General features: G+C 59.6%; 20 protein-coding genes. 15 read left to right on the forward strand and 5 right to left on the reverse strand.

Annotated elements, in window-relative coordinates; genetic code table 11:
• The first annotated feature begins 50 nt into the window (after positions 1 to 50).
• From QMM04_RS02040 to QMM04_RS02075, 8 genes are all read left to right on the forward strand, one after another.
• Positions 51 to 632 (forward strand): YecA family protein, encoded by a 582-nt coding sequence (locus QMM04_RS02040; protein ID WP_282995538.1) that lies wholly within the window; start codon positions 51 to 53, stop codon positions 630 to 632.
• Positions 633 to 682: 50 nt separating this feature from the next.
• A complete protein-coding gene (pepP, locus tag QMM04_RS02045) occupies positions 683 to 2,005 on the forward strand; it encodes a Xaa-Pro aminopeptidase (RefSeq protein ID WP_282995539.1) in 1,323 nt (440 codons plus the stop codon).
• Positions 2,002 to 3,180 (forward strand): 2-octaprenyl-6-methoxyphenyl hydroxylase, encoded by a 1,179-nt coding sequence (gene ubiH, locus QMM04_RS02050; protein WP_282995540.1) that lies wholly within the window; start codon positions 2,002 to 2,004, stop codon positions 3,178 to 3,180. Before pepP ends, ubiH begins: the two co-directional genes overlap by 4 nt.
• 20 nt (positions 3,181 to 3,200) lie before the next feature.
• Positions 3,201 to 4,403 carry an FAD-dependent 2-octaprenylphenol hydroxylase gene (gene ubiI, locus QMM04_RS02055; protein ID WP_282995541.1) on the forward strand — a complete coding sequence of 401 codons (1,203 nt, stop codon included), beginning with the start codon at positions 3,201 to 3,203 and terminating at the stop codon, positions 4,401 to 4,403.
• A gap of 555 nt (positions 4,404 to 4,958) precedes the next feature.
• Positions 4,959 to 6,056: a glycine cleavage system aminomethyltransferase GcvT gene (gene gcvT, locus QMM04_RS02060; protein ID WP_282995542.1), complete on the forward strand. Its 1,098-nt coding sequence runs from the start codon at positions 4,959 to 4,961 to the stop codon at positions 6,054 to 6,056.
• Between the two features lie 22 nt (positions 6,057 to 6,078).
• Positions 6,079 to 6,465 carry a glycine cleavage system protein GcvH gene (gene gcvH / locus QMM04_RS02065; protein WP_282995543.1) on the forward strand — a complete coding sequence of 129 codons (387 nt, stop codon included), beginning with the start codon at positions 6,079 to 6,081 and terminating at the stop codon, positions 6,463 to 6,465.
• Between the two features lie 98 nt (positions 6,466 to 6,563).
• A complete protein-coding gene (gene gcvP / locus QMM04_RS02070; protein WP_021506667.1) occupies positions 6,564 to 9,437 on the forward strand; it encodes an aminomethyl-transferring glycine dehydrogenase in 2,874 nt (957 codons plus the stop codon).
• Positions 9,438 to 9,510: 73 nt separating this feature from the next.
• On the forward strand, positions 9,511 to 10,254 hold the full coding sequence (locus QMM04_RS02075) for an SDR family oxidoreductase (RefSeq protein ID WP_282995544.1): 744 nt from the start codon (positions 9,511 to 9,513) through the stop codon (positions 10,252 to 10,254).
• A 60-nt stretch (positions 10,255 to 10,314) separates the two neighbouring features.
• On the opposite strand, the gene QMM04_RS02080 is transcribed toward QMM04_RS02075, so the two are convergent.
• Positions 10,315 to 11,754 (reverse strand): 6-phospho-beta-glucosidase, encoded by a 1,440-nt coding sequence (locus QMM04_RS02080; RefSeq protein ID WP_260641597.1) that lies wholly within the window; start codon positions 11,752 to 11,754, stop codon positions 10,315 to 10,317.
• Between the two features lie 124 nt (positions 11,755 to 11,878).
• Entirely contained in the window at positions 11,879 to 12,610 is a 732-nt protein-coding gene (locus QMM04_RS02085) for a MurR/RpiR family transcriptional regulator (RefSeq protein ID WP_031279481.1), read from the reverse strand.
• 176 nt (positions 12,611 to 12,786) lie between these two features.
• On the opposite strand from QMM04_RS02085, the gene QMM04_RS02090 reads away from it, so the two are divergent.
• The gene (locus QMM04_RS02090) at positions 12,787 to 13,440 is read left to right on the forward strand and encodes a hemolysin III family protein (protein WP_021506671.1); all 654 of its coding nucleotides are present in this window, start codon (positions 12,787 to 12,789) and stop codon (positions 13,438 to 13,440) included.
• Positions 13,441 to 13,492: 52 nt separating this feature from the next.
• Here QMM04_RS02090 and ygfZ read toward each other — a convergent pair whose 3' ends face one another.
• Positions 13,493 to 14,476: a tRNA-modifying protein YgfZ gene (ygfZ, locus tag QMM04_RS02095; RefSeq protein WP_282995545.1), complete on the reverse strand. Its 984-nt coding sequence runs from the start codon at positions 14,474 to 14,476 to the stop codon at positions 13,493 to 13,495.
• Between the two features lie 228 nt (positions 14,477 to 14,704).
• On the opposite strand from ygfZ, the gene sdhE reads away from it, so the two are divergent.
• The gene (gene sdhE, locus QMM04_RS02100; protein WP_010616925.1) at positions 14,705 to 14,971 is read left to right on the forward strand and encodes an FAD assembly factor SdhE; all 267 of its coding nucleotides are present in this window, start codon (positions 14,705 to 14,707) and stop codon (positions 14,969 to 14,971) included.
• On the forward strand, positions 14,946 to 15,365 hold the full coding sequence (locus QMM04_RS02105; RefSeq protein WP_282995546.1) for a protein YgfX: 420 nt from the start codon (positions 14,946 to 14,948) through the stop codon (positions 15,363 to 15,365). The genes sdhE and QMM04_RS02105 overlap by 26 nt, the downstream gene beginning before the upstream one ends.
• On the opposite strand, the gene fldB is transcribed toward QMM04_RS02105, so the two are convergent.
• A complete protein-coding gene (gene fldB, locus QMM04_RS02110; protein ID WP_088517213.1) occupies positions 15,362 to 15,880 on the reverse strand; it encodes a flavodoxin FldB in 519 nt (172 codons plus the stop codon). The genes QMM04_RS02105 and fldB overlap by 4 nt on opposite strands.
• A 100-nt stretch (positions 15,881 to 15,980) precedes the next feature.
• Between fldB and xerD the strand changes: the two genes are divergently transcribed.
• Genes xerD through recJ form a run of 3 tightly spaced genes read left to right on the forward strand, consistent with a single transcriptional unit; the run spans position 15,981 to position 19,347 of the window.
• Entirely contained in the window at positions 15,981 to 16,874 is an 894-nt protein-coding gene (gene xerD / locus QMM04_RS02115; RefSeq protein WP_282995547.1) for a site-specific tyrosine recombinase XerD, read from the forward strand.
• A gap of 22 nt (positions 16,875 to 16,896) precedes the next feature.
• On the forward strand, positions 16,897 to 17,610 hold the full coding sequence (gene dsbC, locus QMM04_RS02120; RefSeq protein ID WP_021506677.1) for a bifunctional protein-disulfide isomerase/oxidoreductase DsbC: 714 nt from the start codon (positions 16,897 to 16,899) through the stop codon (positions 17,608 to 17,610).
• A 9-nt stretch (positions 17,611 to 17,619) separates the two neighbouring features.
• Positions 17,620 to 19,347, forward strand: a complete 1,728-nt coding sequence (gene recJ, locus QMM04_RS02125) for a single-stranded-DNA-specific exonuclease RecJ (RefSeq protein ID WP_282995549.1) — start codon at positions 17,620 to 17,622, stop codon at positions 19,345 to 19,347.
• A 3-nt stretch (positions 19,348 to 19,350) separates the two neighbouring features.
• Here recJ and QMM04_RS02130 read toward each other — a convergent pair whose 3' ends face one another.
• Positions 19,351 to 22,107: an autotransporter domain-containing protein gene (locus tag QMM04_RS02130; protein WP_282995550.1), complete on the reverse strand. Its 2,757-nt coding sequence runs from the start codon at positions 22,105 to 22,107 to the stop codon at positions 19,351 to 19,353.
• Positions 22,108 to 22,658: 551 nt separating this feature from the next.
• Here QMM04_RS02130 and prfB point away from each other — a divergent pair.
• Positions 22,659 to 23,757, forward strand: a protein-coding gene (gene prfB / locus QMM04_RS02135; RefSeq protein ID WP_104093670.1) for a peptide chain release factor 2 whose coding sequence is annotated in 2 segments (ribosomal slippage) — positions 22,659 to 22,733 and positions 22,735 to 23,757 — 1,098 coding nt in all. Because the reading frame shifts where the segments join, the coding sequence is not laid out codon by codon here.
• Positions 23,758 to 23,766: the final 9 nt, after the last annotated feature.

A 23,766-nucleotide genomic window follows, 5' to 3' on the forward strand; every position in this document is an offset into this window, starting at 1 on the left:
CCTGGTGGTAGCATAACACGAACTTATTCTGCCAACGACGACCAAAGCTTATGTCTTTACAGAACGCAACACCCACTTACAACGCGCTGGCCGCGGCACTTTCCCAGCAGGGCGTAGGCATGACGCCCGCCGAGATGCACGGACTGCTGTGTGGCATTCTGTGCGGCGGCAATCAGGACAGCAGCTGGAAAACCCTGGTGCATGACCTGACTAACGAGGGCATGGCGTTCTCGCAAAGCCTGGCGCAGCCGCTGCAGGCGCTGCATGAAAACCTGGCCAACACGCTGGATGAAGAGGGTTTCCTGTTCCAGCTGATGCTGCCGGATGAGGATGACATCACGGTGTTCGATCGTGCTGACGCGCTGGCCGGCTGGGTCAATCACTTCCTGCTGGGCCTGGGCGTGACACAGCCGAAGCTGGACAAAGTGACCGGTGAGACCGGCGAAGCGATTGACGATCTGCGCACCATTGCGCAACTTGGCTACGATGAAGATGAAGATCAGGAAGAGCTCGAACAGTCGCTGGAAGAGGTGATTGAGTACGTGCGTGTTGCCGCGCTGCTGTGCCATGACACCTTCACCCGGCCACGCACGCCGACCGCACCGGAAGTGCAAAAACCTACGCTACACTAAGCGCGTCATCGTGGGCAGGTCGCTGCCCGTTTTCTACAGGGAGTGCAAATATGATTACACTGGAAACTTTCCGGCAACGTCGTCAGGCGCTGATCGCCCGCATGGCGCCCGGCAGCGCGGCTTTGATTTTTGCTGCACCTGAAGTGACGCGCAGCAACGACACCGAATATCCCTTTCGCCAGAACAGCGACTTCTGGTACTTCACCGGCTTCAACGAGCCGCAGGCGCTGCTGGTATTAATCAAGAGCGATGACAATCATAACCATAGCGTGCTGTTTAACCGCGTACGCGACCTGACGGCAGAGATCTGGTTCGGGCGTCGGCTTGGTCAGGAAGCCGCACCGGCGAAGCTGGGCGTTGACCGCGCGCTGCCGTGGGATGCGATTGACGAGCAGCTGCACCTGTTGCTCAACGGACTCGACGTGGTCTATCACGCACAGGGTGAATACGCGGAAGCGGATATGCTGGTGTTCAGTGCGCTGGAGAAACTGCGTCGCGGTTTCCGGCAAAACCTCAGCGCGCCGGCGACGCTGACCGACTGGCGTCCCTGGGTGCATGAGATGCGCCTGTTTAAAAGCGAAGACGAGATCGCCATTCTGCGCCGCGCAGGAAAAATCAGCGCGCTGGCACATACCCGCGCGATGCAGGCGTGCCGTCCCGGCATGTTTGAATATCAGCTGGAGGGCGAAATCCATCACGAATTCACCCGCCACGGCGCGCGCTTTCCATCTTACAACACCATTGTGGGCTCCGGTGAGAACGGCTGCATTCTGCACTACACCGAAAACGAAAGCGAAATGCGCGACGGCGATCTGGTGTTGATTGATGCCGGTTGCGAATTCCATGGCTACGCCGGCGATATCACCCGCACCTTCCCGGTTAACGGTAAATTCAGCCAGCCGCAGCGCGAGATCTACGACATCGTGCTCGCCTCGCTGTATAAGGCACTGTCGATGTTCCGCCCGGGCATCAGCATCCATGAAGTCAACGACGAAGTGGTGCGTATCATGATCACCGGTCTGGTCGATCTGGGCATTCTGGAAGGCAATATCGATACGCTGTTTGAAGAGCAGGCGCACCGTCCGTTCTTTATGCACGGCCTTGGTCACTGGCTGGGGCTGGACGTGCACGACGTCGGCCACTACGGCACGCCCAGCCGCGACCGCCTGCTTGAACCCGGCATGGTGCTCACCGTTGAACCGGGCCTGTATATCGCGCCGGATGCCAAAGTGCCGGCGCAGTATCGCGGCATCGGTATCCGTATCGAAGACGATATCGTCATCACCGCGGACGGTAATGAAAACCTGACCGACAGCGTGGTAAAAGACGCTGAGGCGATCGAAGCACTGATGGCGGCGGCGCGCGGCGTATGAGTATCCTGATTGCAGGCGGCGGCATGACCGGCGCCACGCTGGCACTGGCGATTTCGCATCTGACGCAGGGCCAGTTGCCAGTGACGCTGATTGAGCGTCACCAGCCGGACAGCCGCGCGCACCCGGGCTTTGACGGGCGCGCCATCGCGCTGGCGGCGGGCACCTGTCAGCAGCTGGCGGAAATTGACCTGTGGCGTTCGCTGGCGGATTGCGCCACGCCCATTACCGACATCCACGTTTCCGATCGCAGCCACAGCGGGTTTGTCCAGATGCAGGCGGAGGATTACCAACTGGCGGCGTTGGGCAACGTGGTCGAGCTGTATGATGTCGGCCAGCGCCTGTTTAAACGTCTGCGTGCGGCACCCGGCGTAACGCTGCGCTGTCCGGATCACGTCACCTCCGTTACGCGTAGCGCCGATAGCGTGCAGGTGACGCTCAGCAGCGGCGACACGTTGCAGGGCGCGCTGCTGGTGGCCGCCGACGGCGCACGCTCGCCGCTGGCGGCATCGTGCGGCATGCGCTGGCAGCGCGAGGACTATCAGCAGCTGGCGGTGATTGCCAACGTCGCGACGCAGCTGCCGCATCAGGGCCGCGCGTTTGAGCGCTTCACACAGCATGGTCCGCTGGCGCTGCTGCCGATGTCCGGCAACCGTCTGTCGCTGGTGTGGTGTCATCCGGCGGCCGCCGAAGCCACGGTTAAGCAGTGGGACGACGCTACCTTCATGCATGAATTACAGCGTGCTTTTGGCTGGCGGCTGGGGCGCTTCACGCATGCCGGCCAGCGCGAAATCTATCCGCTGGCGCTGCAGACCGCAGAGCGTCAGGTGACGCACCGGCTGGCGCTGGTCGGCAACGCGGCACAGACGCTGCATCCGATCGCCGGGCAGGGCTTTAACCTCGGACTGCGCGATGTGATGTCGCTGGCGGAAACCCTGGCGGCGGCGCATCGTCACCAGCAGGATCCCGGTAGCCACGCGGTATTGCACCATTTTGCTGCGCGCCGCCAGCCAGATCGCGCGGCGACGATTGGCGTCACCGACGGTCTGGTGCGGCTGTTCGCCAACCATTATGCCCCGCTGGTGGCAGGACGAAATCTTGGGCTGGTGGCAATGGACCACCTGCCATGGCTGCGAAACCCACTTGCCGTGCGCACGCTCGGCTGGGTTAAGCGTTAAGCATGAATTAAGGGGCAGCAATGCAAACATTTGATGTGGCGATTGCCGGTGGCGGCATGGTCGGTCTGGCGGTGGCCTGTGGCTTACAGGGCAGCGGCCTGCGCGTTGCGGTGCTGGAAAAAGCGCCTGAGCCACAATTTGATGCGGCGGCGCCAGCGTCGGTTCGCGTCTCGGCCATCAACGCCGCCAGCGAGCGTCTGCTGCAAAAACTCGATGTCTGGTCCACCATTCTCGCGCTGCGCGCCAGTGCGTATCACGGCATGGAAGTGTGGGATCAGGACAGCTTTGGCTCGATCAGCTTTGATGACGAGCAGCAGGGGCTGTCGCACCTCGGACATATCATTGAAAACGAGGTGATTCACAGTGCGCTGTGGCAGCGCGCCAGCCAGTGCAGCGACGTGACGCTGATTGCACCGGCTCAGCTGCAGCAGGTGGCGTTTGGCGATAACGAAGCCTTTATTACCCTGCAGGACGGCAGCATGATGAGCGCGCGCCTGCTGATTGCTGCGGACGGGGCCAACTCGTGGCTGCGTGACAAAGCGGATATCCCGATCACCTTCTGGGATTACGAACATCACGCGCTGGTGGCCAATGTACGCACCGATATGCCGCACGATGCCATCGCGCGCCAGGTGTTCCACGGCGACGGCATTCTGGCCTTCCTGCCGATGCAGGATCCGCACCTGTGTTCCATCGTCTGGTCGCTGTCACCGCAGGAAGCGACGCGACTGCAATCCATGCCGGAAGCTCTGTTTAACCAGCAGCTGTCGGTGGCATTCGATATGCGCCTTGGTCTGTGCCAGGTGGAAAGCGAACGGAAAACCTTCCCGCTGATGGCGCGTTACGCCCGCAACTTTGCTGCGCACCGGCTGGCGCTGGTGGGCGATGCGGCGCATACCATCCATCCGCTGGCCGGGCAGGGGGTGAACCTCGGCTTTATGGATGCCGCCGAGCTGATTGGCGAAATCCGCCGTCTGCATCAGCAGGGCAAAGATATCGGCCAGCATCTCTATTTGCGGCGTTATGAACGCAGCCGCAAGCACAGCGCAGCGCTGATGCTGGCTGGAATGCAGGGTTTCCGTGAGCTGTTTGCCGGCCACCATCCAGCGAAAAAACTGCTGCGCGACGTCGGGCTGAAGCTGGCCGACACGCTGCCTGGCGTGAAGCCGTTACTGCTGAAGCAGGCCATGGGCCTCAACGACCTGCCCGGCTGGATCCGCTAACCCTCCTTATTACGGCACCGTTTCAGGTGCCGTTTTTCCTGCACTGACGTTACGCGATCGCCCTCAAGGGTGGGCGTGGCAGTCGGCTGCCGCTCATGAATCACCGAACTGCACAGCGTTGTCGCCATCCATCGCGACCCTGTGCGCACCCGGTAACGCCACTACAAAACCCGCCCCAGCACCATTATTGTGCATCGCTGCACCCAAATTGCCCTTCATTTGATTTATTCTAATTTCAGGTCTCAATTCGCATTACTTTTACTAATCCAAAATGCTTTTTGCTCCCGAACCATTTCCCTTGTCTGCGGCACAGGTTCAATTATTCGGCTGAATTACTGCGCAACAGGTGAATTATATGCGCGGTAAATCACATAAATGCAGTGAGATGTGCTGGCGTGGCTGCCGGGGCAGCACAAAGGATGATAAGGTTTCACCCTCGTTTTCCTTATGGTTAATTGCCGGGTTCGGTGGTAACTTCAGCGTAAAGAGAACGTTTGCGTCGCTCAAAACTGACGGCGCAGGCGCGTCACATTCACTTGTCTTCACAGGATGGTTATGACTCAGCAAACGCCTCTATTCGAACAGCATCAGGCCTGCGGTGCCCGCATGGTGGACTTCCACGGCTGGATGATGCCGCTGCACTACGGCTCGCAAATGGATGAACACCATGCGGTACGCAACGATGCCGGAATGTTTGACGTTTCCCACATGACCATTGTCGATCTGCACGGCGCGCGCACCCGTGAATTTCTGCGTTACCTGCTGGCCAACGATGTCGCCAAACTGACCCAGCCCGGCAAAGCCCTCTATACCGGCATGCTGAATGCTTCAGCTGGCGTCATTGATGATTTAATTGTTTACTTTATGAGCGAAGATTTCTTCCGCCTGGTGGTCAACTCCGCCACGCGCGAGAAGGATCTGGCGTGGATCGCTGAGCATGCGCAGCCGTTTGGGGTTGCGCTCACCGAGCGTGACGATCTGGCGCTGATCGCCGTACAGGGACCGAACGCGCAGCATAAAGCACAGAGCCTGTTTAGCGCGGCACAGCGTGACGCGGTGGCAGGCATGAAGCCGTTCTTTGGCGTACACGCCGGCGATCTGTTTATCGCCACGACCGGTTATACCGGTGAAGCCGGTTATGAAATCGCCCTGCCTGCCGCTCAGGCCGCAGATTTCTGGCAGCAGCTGCTGGCCGCAGGCGTGAAACCAGCCGGACTGGGCGCACGCGATACGCTGCGTCTCGAAGCTGGCATGAATCTGTATGGTCAGGAGATGGATGAAGGCGTTTCGCCGCTGGCTGCCAACATGGGCTGGACCATCAGCTGGGAGCCCGCCGACCGTGATTTCATTGGCCGTGAGGCGCTGGAAGTGCAGCGCGAGAACGGCACGGAAAAGCTGGTCGGGCTGGTGATGACCGAAAAAGGCGTGCTGCGTAACGGTCTGACGGTGCGCTTTACCGATGCGCAGGGACAGCCGCAGCAGGGCATCATTACCAGCGGCTCCTTCTCGCCAACGCTGGGCTACAGCATTGCGCTGGCGCGCGTGCCGGCCAGTATCGGTGAGCAGGCGATAGTTGAAATCCGCAATCGTGAAATGCCGGTGAAAGTGACTAAACCTATTTTTGTTCGCGCCGGCAAGCCGGTCGCTCAGTAATTTTTTTTCAGGAGAAATGGCGATGAGCAATGTGCCAAATGAATTGAAGTACCGTGATAGCCACGAGTGGGTGCGTAAAGAAGCTGACGGTACGTTTACCGTGGGCATCACCGAACACGCGCAGGAACTGCTGGGCGACATGGTGTTTGTCGACCTGCCTGACGTGGGCGCCAGCTTTGCCGCCGGTGACGACTGTGCGGTAGCCGAATCCGTGAAAGCGGCATCGGATATCTATGCCCCGCTGAGCGGTGAAATTGTGGAGGTCAACGAAGCGCTGGGCGATGCCCCGGAGCTGGTTAACAGCGAACCGTACGCCGCCGGCTGGCTGTTCCGCATCAAAGCCAGCGACGAGTCCGAGCTCGACGCGATGCTTGATGCCGAGGCCTACAAAAAATCCATCGACGAGTAACCGGTAGTCTCTGAAGGTGCTGCACTGCGGCGCCTTCTTTTTTATCTGCCTGATTTAATGCCATTTTGTCACCCAGCCCGATTCAGGATGTACTGTAAATGACCCAGACTCTCAGCCAGCTCGAACATAACGGTGCTTTTATTGAGCGCCATATCGGTCCTGATGCCGCGCAGCAGGCCACCATGCTGGAAGCGATTGGTGCCAGCTCGCTGGCTTCGCTGATCGCTTCAATTGTGCCTGCTGATATCCAGCTGCCAGGCCCGCCGGCGGTAGGCGATGCCGCGACTGAACAGCAGGCGCTGGCAGAGCTGAAAGCCATTGCCAGCCAGAATCAGCGTTATAAATCCTGGATTGGAATGGGTTACAGCGCCGTGATCACCCCGCCGGTGATTCTGCGCAACATGCTGGAAAATCCGGGCTGGTACACGGCGTATACGCCGTATCAGCCGGAAGTGTCGCAGGGCCGGCTGGAAGCGCTGCTCAATTTCCAGACCCTGACGCTCGATCTCACCGGGCTGGATATCGCTTCAGCGTCGCTGCTGGATGAAGCCACCGCGGCGGCCGAAGCCATGGCGATGGCCAAACGCGTCAGCAAGCTGAAAAACGCGACAAAATTCTTTATCGCCGATGACATCCATCCGCAAACGCTGGATGTGGTGCGCACCCGCGCCGAAACCTTTGGCTTTGAGCTGATTATCGATCGCGCCGAAAAAGCCCGCGAGCACGACGATCTGTTTGGCGTGCTGCTGCAGCAGGTCGGTACCAGCGGAGAAGTGCACGACTACCGTGAACTGATTGCTGAGCTGAAAAGCCGCAAAGTGGTGGTGAGCGTGGCGGCGGATTTCATGGCGCTGGTGCAGCTGGAAGCGCCGGGCAAACAGGGTGCTGATATCGTCTTTGGTTCCGCCCAGCGCTTTGGCGTACCGATGGGCTACGGCGGTCCGCACGCGGCCTTCTTTGCCAGCCGTGATGAGCACAAGCGCTCCATGCCGGGCCGTATCATCGGTGTGTCACGCGATGCCGCCGGTAACACCGCGCTGCGCATGGCGATGCAGACGCGCGAACAACACATCCGCCGTGAGAAAGCCAACTCCAACATTTGTACTTCACAGGTGCTGCTGGCGAATATCGCCGGCCTGTACGCGGTTTACCATGGCCCGGCCGGACTGAAGCGCATTGCCTCGCGCATTCACCGTCTGACCTCGATTCTGGCAGCAGGCCTGCAAAACGGCGGCCTGAAGCTGCGCCATCACAGCTGGTTCGATACGCTGACCGTTGAAGTCGCGGACAAAGCGGCGGTGCTGAACCGTGCGCTGAGCTTCGGCGTCAACCTGCGCAGCGATATCCTCAATGCGGTCGGTATCACGCTGGATGAAACCACCACGCGTGAAGACGTGCTGGCGCTGTTTGCCATTCTGCTGGGCGACGCGCACGGCCAGGATATCGAGGCGCTGGACGCCGCGGTGGCGGCGGAAAACAGCGCCATTCCGGCAGGCCAGCAGCGTACCAGCGAATTCCTTACCCATCCGGTGTTCAACCGTCATCACAGCGAAACTGAGATGATGCGCTATATGCACAGCCTGGAGAAAAAGGATCTGGCGCTGAATCAGGCGATGATCCCGCTCGGCTCATGCACCATGAAACTGAATGCCGCCGCCGAAATGATTCCGATCACCTGGCCGGAATTCGCTGAACTGCACCCGTTCTGCCCGGCAGAGCAGGCGAGCGGTTATCTGCAGATGATCGGCCAGCTGTCCCAGTGGCTGGTTCAGCTCACCGGGTACGATGCGCTGTGCATGCAGCCGAACTCTGGTGCGCAGGGCGAATACGCCGGTCTGCTGGCCATCCGTCGCTATCATGAGAGCCGTAATGAAGCGGGCCGCACGATCTGTCTGATCCCGAGCTCGGCGCACGGTACCAACCCGGCGTCCGCGCAGATGGCGGGCATGGCGGTGGTGGTGGTGGCCTGTGATAAGCAGGGCAACATCGATCTCGGCGATCTGCGTGAAAAAGCAGCGCAGGCCGGTGATGCGCTGTCGTGTATCATGGTGACCTATCCGTCGACGCACGGCGTCTACGAAGAGACCATTCGCGAAGTGTGCCAGATCGTGCATCAGTACGGCGGCCAGGTGTACCTCGACGGCGCAAACATGAACGCGCAGGTCGGGATCACCACGCCTGGCTACATTGGCGCTGACGTGTCGCATCTCAACCTGCACAAAACCTTCTGCATTCCGCACGGCGGTGGCGGTCCGGGCATGGGGCCGATCGGGGTGAAGGCGCATCTGGCGCCATTCGTACCGGGCCACAGCGTGGTGCAGATTGACGGCGTGCTGACCCAGCAGGGCGCGGTTTCTGCGGCGCCGTTCGGCAGCGCATCTATTCTGCCCATCAGCTGGATGTACATTCGCATGATGGGTGCCGAAGGGCTGAAGCAGGCCAGCTCGGTGGCGATTCTCAACGCCAACTACATCGCCAGCCGGCTGCAGTCAGCGTACCCGATTCTGTACGCCGGCCGCGACGGCCGCGTGGCGCATGAGTGCATTCTCGACATTCGTCCGCTGAAAGAGCAGACCGGCATCAGCGAGCTGGATATCGCGAAACGCCTGATCGACTATGGCTTCCATGCGCCGACCATGTCGTTCCCGGTCGCGGGCACGCTGATGGTCGAGCCGACCGAATCTGAGAGCAAAATCGAGCTGGACCGCTTTATTGACGCGATGCTGGCGATCCGCATGGAAATCGATCGCGTGGCCGACGGTGAATGGCCGGCTGACGACAACCCGCTGGTGAATGCACCACATACCCAGATGGAAATCGTCGGCGACTGGACTCATCCGTACAGCCGCGAGCTGGCGGTCTTCCCGGCCGGCAGCGCCAACAAATACTGGCCGACCGTTAAGCGTCTCGACGATGTGTTTGGCGATCGCAATGTGTTCTGTTCATGCGTTCCGATGAGCGAATACCAGTAATTTGCAGGCGTAATCCAAACCCTTCAGTAATACTAAAGGCCGATTTGTCGGCCTTTTTTTATGGGAGAAGCATATGGATCTGGCACTGGTCACCGGCGGTAGCCGCGGAATTGGACGGGCAACATCGCTGCTGCTGGCGCAGGCAGGTTATCGCGTGGCAATCAATTTCCGGCAGCGCGAAGCAGAAGCGTTGCAGGTGGTAGCAGATATCGAAGCGCAGGGCGGCAGCGCGTTTGCCTTACAGGCGGATATTGCCGATGAAGCGCAGGTGGTGCGCATGTTCCGCCAGCTGGATCAGCAGCCGGGCGCGCTGCGCGTGCTGGTGAATAACGCCGGTATTCTCTTCTCCCAGTGCCGGGTTGAGGATCTGGATGCTGCGCGCATTCAGCGCGTGCTGGCAACCAACGTCGCCGGCACGTTTATCTGCTGCCGCGAAGCGGTAAAACGCATGAGCACCGCACACGGCGGTCAGGGCGGCGCTATTGTTAACGTCTCGTCAGCGGCCGCGCGTACCGGCTCGCCCAATGAGTATGTCGATTATGCGGCGTCGAAAGGCGCGATGGACACGCTGACCAGAGGATTGTCACTGGAAGTGGCGGCGCAGGGGATTCGCGTTAACAGCGTGCGGCCAGGGCTGATCTACACCGATATGCATGCCGACGGCGGCGAGCCGGGGCGCGTTGATCGCCTCGCGTCATCGCTGCCGATGCAGCGCGGCGGCCAGGCGGAGGAGATCGCTGCCGCCATCGCCTGGCTGGCCAGTGACGCCGCTTCATACGTCACCGGCAGCTTTATTGATGCATCAGGCGGTCGTTGAGCCGCACTTCACAGCCTGTCTGCGCGCGGCGCACATCTATACGTCGCGCGCCATTAGCGGTTACAGCACTTCACCATTGCTGGCAATCACCTGCTGATACCAGGCGAAACTCTTCTTCTTCGAGCGGGCAAAGCTGCCGCTGCCGTCATCGTTTTTATCGACGTGGATAAAGCCGTAGCGCTTGCTGTACTGGCCGGTGGTAAAGGAGACGCAGTCGATGCAGCCCCACGGCGTATAGCCCAGCAGATCAACGCCATCCAGCGCCACCGCTTTTTTCATCTCTTCAATGTGCGCGCGCAGATAATCAATGCGGTAGTCATCTTCGATTACGCCCTCAGCATTGGCTTTATCAATGGCACCAAAGCCGTTCTCAACAATAAACAGCGGCTTCTGGTAGCGCTCATACAGCGCGTTAAGCACGTAGCGCAGGCCGACCGGATCAATCTGCCAGCCCCAGTCGGACGCTTTCACATGCGGGTTAGGCACTACGCCGTCGAAGCCGGTGATCGGGTCGTCGACGCCGCTGGCTTTGGTGTCCACCGCATTGCTCATGTAGTAGCTGAAACCGATGTAATCGCAGCAGCCCTGACGCAGCGTTTCGGCGTCATCGGCTTCCATCTCAATGTGATAGCCCTTGCGCGCCCACTCTTTCAGCGTATAAGCCGGGTACGCGCCGCGCATCTGCACGTCGCTGAACACGTAGCGCTGATGCATCGACTCCTGCGCGCGCATCACGTCGTCCGGATGGCAGGAGAACGGATAGACCGGCACCATGGCGATCATGCAGCCAATCTGGAAATCCGGGTTGATTTCGTGGCCGCGCTTTACCACTTTGGCACTGGCGACGAACTGGTGATGCATCACCTGATACATTGTCTGCTCCGGCTTTTCATGCTCAGTGAACACGACGCCGGAGCAGCAGTAGCCGAACAGTGGGTACTGCCAGTTGCGCTGGTTATTGATTTCATTGAAGGTCATCCAGTACTTCACCTTGTGGCGATAGCGCGTCATCACCACTTCACTGAAGCGCACAAAGAAATCGACCACTTTGCGATTAGCCCAGCCGCCGTACTCTTTAACCAGATGATATGGCATCTCAAAGTGCGACAGGGTAATCACCGGTTCGATGCCATATTTCAGCAGTTCATCAAACAGGTCATCGTAAAATTGCAGGCCGGCTTCATTGGGCTGCAGTTCATCGCCGTTGGGGAAAATGCGCGTCCAGGCAATCGAGGTGCGGAAGCATTTGAAACCCATCTCAGCAAACAGCGCCACGTCCTGTTTGTAGTGTGAATAGAATTCCACCGCCTGATGGTTGGGATAGTGCTGGCCGGGCTGGACGCCGGGCGTGATGACGCGATCAACGCCGTGTGCGCCGCCGGTGAGAACATCAGCAATGCTGACGCCTTTGCCGCCCTGATCCCAGCCGCCCTCAACCTGATGGGCTGCCACCGCGCCGCCCCAGAGAAATCCGCTGGGTAACTGCAATCCTTCACTCATTTCAATACCTCGTCACGCTGTTGGCGAAAATAATACTGCCCGCAGTGTAACAACTGAAATAGCAAAGTCACGCTATAACACCGGCGCGGAAATGTGACTTGTTACCGTCGAAAAACAGGCTGTTTTATACCTGCGTGAGGCGGGAAATATAACGGCCCAGCGTCTCCAGAATATAAATGACCGGTACCTGGGTGGTAATATCGTAGCGGTCAGGCAGTTTCTCCTGCGGCACATGATAGGAGAGATTGAAATCCGCCATTTTCGCCAGCGAGCAGTTGTCGTGATTGGTGATGGAGATGATTTTACAGTGATGCAGACTGAACTGACTGGCAAAGCGCAGGATCTCTTCGGTTTCGCCAGAGACGGATAAAATAATCGCCAGCGCATTTTCCCAGGCGCTCTTACTCACCGGGTAATAAGGATCATCGATGTGATGGCTGAATTTGCCAATATTAGAAAAATAGCGTGCACCATATTTGCCGAGACTGCCTGAAGTACCGGCACCAATAAAGAAAATGTGCTCAGCCTCAATAATCATTTGCGCCGCGGTGGCAATCTGCTGATCAAATTCTGCGTTATTGATGCTTTTAAAAAAGCTCAGCATTTCACCGACACCGGAGGGCAGCAGCACCGGCGCGCTTTCCTCCTGCGCCAGGCGAAAACGGATACGGAATTCTGACCAGCCGTCACAGTGCATTTTGCGGCAGAAGCGCAGCACCGTGGTGGTCGAGACGCCCGCCTGCGCCGCCAGTTCGCGGATGGTCATATAACTGACACTTTCCCGGTGTTTGATGATGAAGTGATAAACCTGCATCTCAAGGTCATTCAAACGGGACAGGTCGCTGTGTGAAAACATTCGGGCGGCGCTCACGGCAAAAAGAAGCCTCAGTGTAACAGATTGGTTTGCCGCTGGGTTGTCACACCTCTTCACAGAATAATTTTAGCGTACATGTGTACTCTGAAATTGTTCTTCGCTACTCTGGTGCACAGAAAAAGCACAACTTTCGTTACGATGTTCAGGAATCCGACGCCATGGTACAGAACCGACTTATTGCCCAGGGCTATTCACTGGCCGAAGAGATTGCCAACAGCATCAGCCACGGCCTGGGCTGTGTGTTTGGCATCGTGGGGCTGGTGTTGCTGTTGACCCAGGCCGTTGAAATGCAGGCGAATATCACTGCCATTACCAGCTATAGCCTGTACGGCGGCAGCATGATTCTGCTGTTCCTCGCCTCGACGCTGTATCACGCCATTCCGCACCAGCGCGCCAAATACTGGCTGAAGAAATTTGACCACTGCGCCATCTATTTGCTGATTGCCGGAACTTACACGCCGTTTCTGCTGGTCGGGCTGCAATCGCCGCTGGCGCAGGGATTGATGGTGGTGATCTGGAGTCTGGCGCTGGCGGGCATCATCTTTAAGCTGACCATTGCGCATCGCTTTAAAGTGCTGTCGCTGGTGACCTATCTCAGCATGGGCTGGCTGTCGCTGGTGGTGATTTATCAGCTGGCAACCAAACTGTCGGCCGGCGGCGTCTGGCTGCTGGCGGCGGGCGGGATTGTCTATTCACTCGGGGTGATTTTCTATGTGTCGCGCCGTATCCCGTACAATCATGCCATCTGGCACGGTTTCGTGCTGGGCGGCAGCGTGCTGCACTTTTGCGCCATCTATTTTTACGTGATGTAACAAGGCAAGGGTCGCCACTGGTGGCGACCCTGCGGCGTACCAGCCGTAACCGTTACTCCTCCAGCGAATAGGGCAGCGGCTGAATGGTCAGCTTACCGCTTTCATCGCCTTCAACGCGCAGCACGCTATCCGGCTCCAGATCGTTGTTCAGCACCGCCTGCACCCACACGCTGCCATCATCCAGCTGTACGCCGCTCAGCACCGTGCCGGTACGACGCCATTTGTCGCCCATCTGCAACTCCAGCGAACTGGCTGCGTCCGGTACTTTGCTGGCGCTGCCCGCCAGCCAGTAGAGCGCACGTTTGTTGGCGCCGCGGAATTTGGCGCGCGCCACCATTTCCTGGCCGGTGTAACAGCCTTTTTTAAAGCTGATGGCATCCAGCGCCTGCAGGTTGGTGGCCTGCGGAATCAGCTGCGCCGTGGTGGCGCTGTCGATCACCGGCACGCCCGCCGCAATATCCAGCGCCAGCCACTGCGTGCTGTCATTCAGCTGCGCTTCCCCGGCCAGCTTCTGCTGCAGCGCTTCGGCCTGCGCCGGCGTGGTGACCAGCAGAAAACGCTCGGCTGGCTCGGCGAACCACAGCAGGCTGGTGTCATCCTGCTGTACCACTGGGGTTGTGGCATCCGGCAGCGTGGCGAAAACGTTAGCCAGCGCGGCGCGCGCCTGAAAACCGGCAACGCCGAGCAGGACTGCGTCATCATCGGCCGCAATGGTCACTTTGGAGAACACCGCATACTTCTTCAGTTCGGTCACCTGCTGCTCGCGTAGATTGCGCCGCACAACATAGGCATAACCTTCTCCACGATGGAACAGACGCAGATTGCTCCACATTTTGCCTTTGGCATCACAGTGCGCTGCCGGGCGATGCTGCGCTGCGTCCAGCGCCGCCACGTCCAGCGTCAGCTGACCCTGCAGATAAGAGGTGCTATCTTTGCCCTGCACCGATACCAGCGCCCACTCGTCGAGCGACATCAGCGTTAAAGGCAGGCGCGACGCCGCAGCGGGCTGGCGAGGCGGAAGGGTGAAAATCGGCATGAGTCCGTCCTGATCAATAAGGTTTATCCAGTAATATGCTTACCAATGTTAAAAGAGCAGTGCGCCATTGCAACCTGTTTGCGGAATCTGGCGCACAAATCGCGTGATAACCCTGAAACCGGTGGCATTGCTGTGCGTCACCGCGCGCAGCGTCCGGTTGCACGCCTGCAGCGCGGCGAAAAAGCAGGTACACTGAGCGCCACTGTTATCAGCTGTGGAAGAAGACACATGGATATTCATGACAAAGCGCGCGTCCAGTGGGCATGCCGTCGCGGCATGCTGGAGCTGGATGTCTCGATCATGCCGTTCTTTAAATATGAGTATGATTCGCTGAGCGACAGCGACAAGCAGGTGTTTGTCGCGCTGCTGAAGAGCGACGATCCGGACCTGTTTAACTGGATGATGAACCACGGCGAACCGGCCGATCCCGAGTTCAAACGCATGGTGAAACTGATTCAGCAGCGCAACCGTGAACGCGGGCCGGTGGCAATGTGATCTGCGCGCGTCACGCAGCGCGCGGGCGCTGAATGTGACGCTGTTCGGGCTGTGTGGCGTGCTGTTGCTGAGCTGTCGCTGGCCGGCGGGCTGGGCCTGGGTTCAGATCGCGGTGGTGATTCTACTGACCCTGCAGTACTGGCGTAACGCGCGTCGCCTGCAGCAGCGCTGCGGAGCACTCATGCTGGATGACAAGGGTGACTGGTACTGGCGCGGTGAGCGCTGGCAGGCGCAACAGCAGCCGGACTGGCTACCGTGGGGCGTGTTGCTGGTGCTGCGTAACCGTCGCGGGCAGCGCTGGCGGCTGTGGCTGCTGCACGACAGCATGCCGCCCGACGCGTGGCGCGCGTTACGCGCCCGCTGTTTTTTGCTGGATGGCGCGACGCCGCATTAAAGCAGCGCGGCGGTTTCGGTCAGAATCTGTTCGCACCACTGCTCGACGCGCGCTTCGCTCAGCTCAAACTGATTAACGTCGTCGAGCGCCAGGCCGACAAACTGCTGACCATCGGCGGTCAGTGGTTTTTTACTGGTGAACTGGTAGCCTTCGAGCGGCCAGTAACCGACAAACTGCACGCCCATCGGCAGCAGCAGTTCGTGCAGCATACCCAGCGCATCGAGGAACCATTCGCTGTACTCGACCTGGTCGCCCATGCCGTACAGCGCCACAATTTTGCCCTGCAGATTGAGCGCCGGCAGCTGTTGCCACACCGCTTCCCAGTCCTCCTGCAGTTCGCCGAAATCCCAGGTCGGAATACCGAGAATCAGTAAATCGTACTGCTCCATCAGCGACGGATCGTCATCTTTCAGGTTATGCAGTGTGACTAATTCTTCACCGATAAAGTCGCGGATTTTCTCCGCCGTCATCTCGGTGTAACAGGTACTGGAACCGTAAAACAGACCGATATTCATGCAATTAATGCTCTGACTGAAACTCACTCTGGCGCAATTGTACCAGAAGCAGGCCAGTTTCAGGCATAATGAGCACGATTTCACACGGCGAGGGGCAATAGTGCAGGACAGCGATCTGATAGAACAGTTTCTCGACGCGCTCTGGATTGAGCGCAACCTGGCGCAGAACACGCTGGCGTCCTATCGTCAGGATTTGCAGACGCTCACTGCCTGGCTGCACCACCATGAGCGCACGCTGCTGACGCTGGAATCCGCTGATTTGCAGCAGTTTCTGGCTGAGCGGATTGAGGGCGGTTACAAAGCCACCAGCTCAGCGCGTACTCTGAGCGCGATGCGCCGTCTGTTTCAGTATCTGTACCGCGAAAAGCTGCGCAGTGACGATCCCAGCGCGCTGTTATCAGCGCCGAAATTGCCGCAGCGCCTGCCAAAAGACCTGTCAGAAAATCAGGTCGAGCGCCTGTTACAGGCGCCGGCAACGGACATACCGCTCGAACTGCGTGACAAAGCGATGCTGGAGCTGCTCTACGCTACCGGGCTGCGCGTCTCTGAGCTGGTCGGTCTGACGTTGAGTGATGTCAGCCTGCGTCAGGGCGTGGTGCGCGTCATCGGTAAAGGCAATAAAGAGCGGCTGGTGCCATTAGGTGAAGAAGCAATTTACTGGCTGGAGCATTATATGGAACACGGGCGGCCGTGGCTGCTGAACGGGCAGACCATTGATGTGCTGTTCCCCAGCAACCGCGCGCAGCAGATGACACGCCAGACCTTCTGGCATCGCATCAAACACTATTCCACCCTTGCCGGCATCGACAGCGAAAAGCTGTCACCGCACGTGCTGCGCCACGCATTTGCCACACATTTACTGAACCATGGTGCCGATTTACGCGTCGTACAGATGTTGCTGGGGCACAGCGACCTGTCGACCACCCAGATTTACACGCACGTGGCGACTGAGCGCCTGCGTCAGTTACATCAACAGCATCATCCGCGCGCCTGAGCAGCGGCAACAAGGATTTGAGATGAAAAAAACCGTTACGACGCTGGCTCTGCTGGTCAGCGCCTTTTCTGCGCTGGCCCATGCCGATGACAGCGCGATTCAGCAATCACTGAAAAAACTGGGTATGCAGCAGGCGGAAATCCAGCCGTCGCCGCTGCCGGGTATCAAAACGGTGATGACCGAAAGCGGCGTGCTGTACGTCACCGAAGACGGCAAGCACATGATTCAGGGCCCGCTGTACGATGTCAGCGGCGCGCAGCCGGTGAATGTCACCAATCAGCTGCTGGAGAAAAAAGTCGCCGCGCTGGCACCGGAAATGATTGTCTACAAAGCGCCGAAAGAGCAGCACGTGATCACCGTATTCACCGACATCACCTGCGGCTACTGCCGCAAACTGCACGAGCAAATGGCTGACTACAACGCGCTGGGCATCACCGTGCGCTATCTGGCGTTCCCGCGTGAAGGCCTGCACGGCCAGGTGGAGAAAGCCATGACCGCCATCTGGTGCAGCGCCGATCGCAACAAGGCGTTTGATGCCGCAATGAAAGGCGACGCACCGCAAATGGATGCGCCGGCGAGCTGCAAAATCAATCTCGATCAGCACTACAAGCTGGGCATTCTGTTTGGTATTCAGGGCACGCCCGCCATCCTCACCGACAGCGGCATGATGATTCCTGGCTACCAGGGACCGCAGGAGCTGAAGCAGGTGCTGGACGGCCAGAAGCGTGGTGGTTAAGACACAGTGATGCACTCTGTAGAATTGCGTCGGCGTGAAGCTCAGGCCGACGCGCAGTTACCCGATGATTTACCGCCGCTGCTGCGTCGTCTCTACCTGCAGCGCGGTGTCAAAGACGCCGCCGAACTGGAACGCGGCGCGAAATTCCTGCTGCCGTGGCAAAGCCTTGGCGGCATTGAGCGTGCTGTGACGCTGCTGCACCAGATGCTGCAGCAAAAACGCCGCATCGTGGTGGTGGGCGATTTCGATGCCGATGGCGCCACCAGCACTGCGCTCACCGTGCTGGCGCTGCGCAGCATGGGCGGCAACGTCGATTATCTGGTGCCGAACCGCTTTGAGGACGGCTATGGCCTGAGCCCGGAAGTGGTGGAGCAGGCGCGCGCGCGTGGCGCCGAGCTGATCCTCACCGTGGATAACGGCATTTCGTCGCACGCGGGCGTCGATACCGCACACCAGCACGGGATTCCGGTACTGATCACCGATCACCACCTGCCGGGCGAAACGCTGCCGGCGGCCGAGGCCATCGTTAACCCTAACCTGAGCGACAGCGCATTCCCGTCACGTTCGCTGGCGGGCGTCGGCGTGGCGTTTTATCTGATGCTGGCGCTGCGTGCCCATCTGCGTCAGCAGAGCTGGTTCAGCGACGGACGCAGTGAACCCAATCTGGCCGAACTGCTGGATCTGGTGGCGCTCGGTACCGTGGCCGACGTGGTGCCGCTGGATGCCAACAACCGCATTCTGGTGTGGCAGGGGCTGAGCCGCATCCGCGCCGGTAAATGCCGTGCCGGCATCCGCGCGCTGCTGGAGATTGCTAACCGCGATGCGCGTCAGCTGGCGGCCAGCGATCTCGGTTTTGCCGTCGGGCCACGCCTCAATGCTGCCGGCCGGCTGGACGATATGTCGGTTGGTGTTGCGCTGCTGCTGACGGAAGATATTGCCCAGGCGCGCATGCTGGCCAGCGAACTTGATGCGCTCAATCAGACGCGCAAAGAGATTGAGCAGGGCATGAAGAGCGAAGCGCTGGCACTGTGCGATGAGCTGGAGCGCCAGCATCGCGATCTGCCGCTCGGGCTGGCGTTTTATCACCCGGAGTGGCATCAGGGCGTGGTTGGCATCCTCGCGTCACGCCTGAAAGAGCGCTTCCACCGTCCGGTCATCGCCTTCGCGCCCGCCGGTGACGGCACGCTGAAGGGCTCTGGCCGTTCGATTGCCGGGCTGCACCTGCGCGACGCGCTGGAACGTATCGACACGCTCTATCCTGGGCTGATCATCAAATTTGGCGGGCACGCCATGGCGGCGGGGCTGTCGCTGGAAGAGGCGAAGTACGATGAGTTCCGCCAGCGCTTTGCTGCGCTGATCGACGAATGGCTGGAGGGCGAGGCGCTGCAGGGCGTGATGTGGTCCGATGGCGAACTGCATGCGCAGGAATTTACCCTGCACACCGCGGAAATGCTGCGGGAAGCCGGCCCCTGGGGCCAGGCGTTTCCGGAGCCGGTGTTCGACGGTCAGTTTAAGCTGTTGCAGCAGCGTCTGGTGGGCGAGCGTCACCTTAAGGTGATGGTCGAGCCGCTGGGTGGCGGCCCGTTACTGGATGGTATCGCTTTTAACGTCGACACCAGCCTGTGGCCAGACAGCAGCGTGCGTCAGGTGCAGCTGGCCTACAAGCTGGATATCAACGAATACCGCGGCAATCGCTCGGTACAGCTGATCATCGACCATATCTGGCCGCAGTCGTAACCTTTAGAACGTGACGTCGACACCGCCGCGCAGCACCTTCTCATCGCCGCGATCGGCCACGTGGCGGTCGGCACGCAGAAACAGCCGCGCGCGTGCCGACTGCACCAGATCAACCCGCGCACCAAACCACTGCGAGCGGCGATCGAGCTGCATACCTGGGATGGTAAAGCTCTGCTGACCGCTGCCGAAGCCGCTCCAGCGCGCGCTGACGTCCATCGGCGGATTGCTGAACGCGTACTGGTATTCGCCATACAGGCTCAGCATGCTCCACCAGCCTGCCGACCAGTCCTGGCGCGCGCTGAGATTCAGGCCACCGTAACCGACGCTGCGGCGATAGTTGTCGCCGTCGCCCTGCAGACCAAACGCGCTGCCGCTGTCGCTGAAGCTGCCGGTTTGCAGGCCGGTTTCACGCCAGCCGAGATAGGGCTCAATGCGATAATCCTCCTGCAGCGTCCAGCGATAGCCGCTCTGTAACGCTGCCTGCCAGCTGTCAGTGCGGGCGGAAGAGGAGACCGGTGCAGCTTCATCCAGCAGCACCAGGCGCTGCAGTTTGTCGCGTCCATGCTGATAGCTGAGATTGCCCTGCCAGTACCAGGCTGGCGTCACCGCATAGCGCCCATACAGCATTACGCCCTGCAGGCTGTTCTGGCTGTTGCCGCCGGTGTCGTCATAGGTGGCATCAAGCTGAGTGTGCGTCCAGGCGATGCCGAGGCGCAGGCCGGGCAGGCCAAAATCGCTGTCGGCACCCAGCGCGGTCAGGGTATTGCGATAGCGGTTGCCGAGATAGCCATCCTGATCGAGCGAACCGCGCAGCTGACCGCTCTCCAGCCAGAAGCCGAAGCGCCCCTGTTCGCTGGCATCATCGATGCGGTTGTTGAGCAGGCGCGTCTGATAATCAAGCGCGTTGAACAGCACCGCATTGCCGGAGGCATGCGCCTGGCCGGACAGGGAGTTGATCGCCGCCTGTGCGCTGCGGGTGTCCGCCAGCGTCTGGAAGGCGCCTGCGGCCGCCAGCGCTGACTGCTGCGCACTGCTCAGCGTCGCCTGACCCTGCCAGCGGTCCGCCAGCTCAAACGCCTGCTCCAGGTTGCGGCTGGTTTGCTGCGCGCTGGTGCTATCGATTCCCATCGCCTGTGCCGCCGCGGCGGTGTTTTTACGCGTTAGCTGGCCGGTAACGCTGTGGGCGTCATAGCTGACGGAACCGTCGAGAAATACGCCGGTATTGACCTGGCTAAACTGACCGCTCACGCCGCCGCCGCTGGTCAGCAGCGTTTCCTGCTGTTTCACCACGTAGCTGGCGGAGGGCGGCGCCAGGTTTAGCGTGCCGTCGAGCGCCGCGTTGCCGGTCACGCGCAGCGGATTGTTCAGCGTGACGTTGAGCGTACCGTTGGCGCTTTGCTGATAGTTGCCCGCCACCTGCAGGCCGCTATTAACCGATCCCTGGTTGACCAGATTGCCGCCGATGCGTCCGCTGCCACCCAGTTTGCCGCTGCCGTTCACCAGCGCATTGCCGGCAATCGCACCGTCAATCAGCAGGCTATTGGCGGAGACCTGCGTCATGCCCTGATAGCTGTTGTTGCCGGTCAGCTGCAGCGTACCGCCGCGTTCGCTGCCGTCCAGCACCAGCCCGCGATCGCCGCTGATGTCATTGCTGAACACATACTGGCCGCCGTCGAGGCGCGCACTGAAGTCCTCTGCCCAGAATTGTCCCGGCCCGTTTAAGGCTTTGGCGGCGTTAAGATCGCCCCAGCCGAACGTCTCATTGTATGGCCGCCCGTTGGCGCTGTCGGCGACGTTATCGTGCGCATCACTGCGGTAAGTGGCGGTGGTCAGCAGGGTTTGCTGCAGATTATGGCCGCTCATCCACGGGAAACGCTGCAGCAGCTGCGAGGCCGCAGCCGTCACGCGCGGTGCGGCAAATGAGGTGCCGTAGCTGCGCGCCTGCACCCAGCTGCCGTCGGAGTTTTGATACAGGTAATCGGTATAGCCCGGTGCGGTCAGGCACCACGCGGCGGCCGCGCCGCAGGCGTCAAACGGTCCGGTGCCGGCTGCGCGGCCTGGCAGGTCATAACCGGTATGACTCAGGATACCGGTCACCGCCAGCAGATTACGCGCCAGCTGCGGGTCGTTATACATCAGCGGTGTCAGCACGTCCGGTGCCGGCGTGGCGCCGCTGTTGTTGCCGGTGATCATCACCGCCAGCCCATCTGCCGCAGCCACCGCGTTGAGCCCCTGATACAGCGACTGATAGCGCTGGCGCGCATCGGTTAGCGCCTGCTGGCTGGTGAGGCGCTCCTGCGAACCGTAGGACATATTGAAGATGCGTACGCCCTGCGCCACCAGGCCCTGCACGGCGCGCGCAGTATTGTCATAGCTGAAAATGTTATTTTGTGATGCCTGCGCTACATACAGCGCGCTGTCAGGCGACAGCCCCAGTAGCGTCATCGCCACCAGCGTGCCGTGGCCGTTGATTCCCATGTTGTCGTTAAGCGCGGTGTTGCTGCCGACATAGCTGGAGAAATTCACGTTGGCGTAATTAATTTCGCTGCGGCCCGGGGCCAGGCCGGAGTCAATGATGCCTACTTTATTGCTGGCGGCCGTGGCCGGCACCGCAGGTTCAACGACCGGCGTGACCGGGGTCAGGGTGCTGCCGCCGCCGCTACCACCGCCGCCGCCGCCACCACAGGCGCTCAGCAGAAACGGGATGAGGAGCGCCAGCAGGCGCGGTGAGGGTCGAAAAGTAACAACAGGATAATGCATGGCAACTCCTCATGCCTCTCAGGGCATGTTGTCGCCCGTTCACGTTAACGGGCCTGAATGCAGTCTTTCCCTGTCACGAATACTCCTGAGCAACGTGGCTGACAGACAGAACGCAATAGATGAAGCACTAACCCCTGAGATTCCGCCAGGGTGCAGAAAGGATAAGGTGCGCACTGGCCGGTTGATGGCCAGGACAGCGCAGCATTGCGCAGGCTAATCGCGCTATATCACGCTTCGAACCAGACATTTCTGATGGTGGAGTTTTAATGATTTTGTCTGAGAAATCATGGGTTTTAATGACGCCAGCTGGCGTTTATTGCCGTGATTATGTAGGAAAATTCTGAAGACGCACCGCGCCGGTGGCGAATGACAGCGGGATTTCTGGCAACCGCCATACCTGCTGGTTTCCAGAACTGGCGCAATTATTTTCTGCCGGTTCATACGCGGTATAGCCATTGATGTGCAAAGCTACAAACCAGGCGCGCTTTCGGGTAAACTAGCGCGTTACTTTTATCTCCTCTCACCGAATCGTCAAAAAAGACTGAAAAGCCATGTTTGAAATTAATCCGGTCAAAAATCGTATCCAGGACCTCAGTGAGCGCAGCAGCGTTCTTAGGGGGTATCTTTGACTACGATGCCAAGAAAGAACGCCTCGAAGAAGTAAACGCCGAGCTGGAACAGCCGGACGTCTGGAACGAACCTGAACGCGCGCAGGCGCTGGGCAAAGAGCGCGCCTCGCTGGAAGCGGTAGTTGAAACGCTCGACCAGATGCAGCAGGGGCTGGAAGATGTGCAGGGTCTGCTGGAGCTGGCGGTTGAAGCCGACGACGAAGAGACCTTCAACGAAGCCGTTGTCGAGCTGGACGCGCTGGACGTGAAGCTGGGTGAACTGGAGTTCCGCCGTATGTTCTCCGGCGAATACGACAGCGCCGACTGCTACATGGATATTCAGGCCGGCTCTGGCGGCACCGAAGCGCAGGACTGGGCCAGCATGCTGCTGCGCATGTATCTGCGCTGGGCGGAAGCCAAAGGCTTCAAAACCGAGATCATCGAAGAGTCCGAAGGCGAAGTGGCCGGTACCAAATCAGCCACCATCAAAATCATCGGTGATTACGCTTACGGCTGGCTGCGTACCGAAACCGGCGTTCATCGTCTGGTGCGTAAGAGCCCGTTCGACTCCGGCGGTCGTCGTCACACCTCCTTCAGTTCGGTATTTATTTACCCGGAAGTGGATGACAACATCGACATCGAAATCAACCCGGCCGACCTGCGTATCGACGTCTATCGCGCCTCGGGTGCTGGTGGTCAGCACGTTAACAAAACCGAGTCAGCGGTGCGTATTACCCACCTGCCGACCAACATTGTGGTGCAGTGCCAGAACGACCGCTCGCAGCATAAGAACAAAGATCAGGCCTTCAAACAGCTGCGTGCCAAGCTGTATGAATACGAAATGCAGAAGAAGAATGCCGACAAGCAGGCGGCGGAAGAGAACAAGTCGGACATCGGCTGGGGCAGCCAGATCCGTTCATACGTTCTTGACGATTCGCGCATCAAGGATCTGCGTACCAGCGTAGAAACGCGTAACACCCAGGCCGTACTGGATGGCGATCTTGACCGTTTTATTGAAGCAAGTTTAAAAGCAGGGCTATAAGGAACCGAC

It is taken from the genome of Pantoea sp. Pa-EAmG, from assembly GCF_030024295.1.
GTDB classification, from domain to species: domain Bacteria; phylum Pseudomonadota; class Gammaproteobacteria; order Enterobacterales; family Enterobacteriaceae; genus Pantoea; species Pantoea dispersa.

What these genes read in the sequence shown, in the direction of transcription:
- ubiI (WP_282995541.1), top strand. Translation starts at nt 3,201, where the DNA reads ATGCAAACATTTGATGTGGCGATTGCCGGTGGCGGCATGGTCGGTCTG.
- gcvT (WP_282995542.1), top strand. Translation starts at nt 4,959, where the DNA reads ATGACTCAGCAAACGCCTCTATTCGAACAGCATCAGGCCTGCGGTGCC.
- dsbC (WP_021506677.1), top strand. Translation starts at nt 16,897, where the DNA reads ATGAAAAAAACCGTTACGACGCTGGCTCTGCTGGTCAGCGCCTTTTCT.
- QMM04_RS02085 (WP_031279481.1), bottom strand. Translation starts at nt 12,610, where the DNA reads ATGTTTTCACACAGCGACCTGTCCCGTTTGAATGACCTTGAGATGCAG.
- ygfZ (WP_282995545.1), bottom strand. Translation starts at nt 14,476, where the DNA reads ATGCCGATTTTCACCCTTCCGCCTCGCCAGCCCGCTGCGGCGTCGCGC.
- QMM04_RS02075 (WP_282995544.1), top strand. Translation starts at nt 9,511, where the DNA reads ATGGATCTGGCACTGGTCACCGGCGGTAGCCGCGGAATTGGACGGGCA.
- pepP (WP_282995539.1), top strand. Translation starts at nt 683, where the DNA reads ATGATTACACTGGAAACTTTCCGGCAACGTCGTCAGGCGCTGATCGCC.
- ubiH (WP_282995540.1), top strand. Translation starts at nt 2,002, where the DNA reads ATGAGTATCCTGATTGCAGGCGGCGGCATGACCGGCGCCACGCTGGCA.
- QMM04_RS02040 (WP_282995538.1), top strand. Translation starts at nt 51, where the DNA reads ATGTCTTTACAGAACGCAACACCCACTTACAACGCGCTGGCCGCGGCA.
- QMM04_RS02090 (WP_021506671.1), top strand. Translation starts at nt 12,787, where the DNA reads ATGGTACAGAACCGACTTATTGCCCAGGGCTATTCACTGGCCGAAGAG.
- QMM04_RS02130 (WP_282995550.1), bottom strand. Translation starts at nt 22,107, where the DNA reads ATGCATTATCCTGTTGTTACTTTTCGACCCTCACCGCGCCTGCTGGCG.
- QMM04_RS02080 (WP_260641597.1), bottom strand. Translation starts at nt 11,754, where the DNA reads ATGAGTGAAGGATTGCAGTTACCCAGCGGATTTCTCTGGGGCGGCGCG.
- sdhE (WP_010616925.1), top strand. Translation starts at nt 14,705, where the DNA reads ATGGATATTCATGACAAAGCGCGCGTCCAGTGGGCATGCCGTCGCGGC.
- gcvP (WP_021506667.1), top strand. Translation starts at nt 6,564, where the DNA reads ATGACCCAGACTCTCAGCCAGCTCGAACATAACGGTGCTTTTATTGAG.
- fldB (WP_088517213.1), bottom strand. Translation starts at nt 15,880, where the DNA reads ATGAATATCGGTCTGTTTTACGGTTCCAGTACCTGTTACACCGAGATG.
- recJ (WP_282995549.1), top strand. Translation starts at nt 17,620, where the DNA reads ATGCACTCTGTAGAATTGCGTCGGCGTGAAGCTCAGGCCGACGCGCAG.
- gcvH (WP_282995543.1), top strand. Translation starts at nt 6,079, where the DNA reads ATGAGCAATGTGCCAAATGAATTGAAGTACCGTGATAGCCACGAGTGG.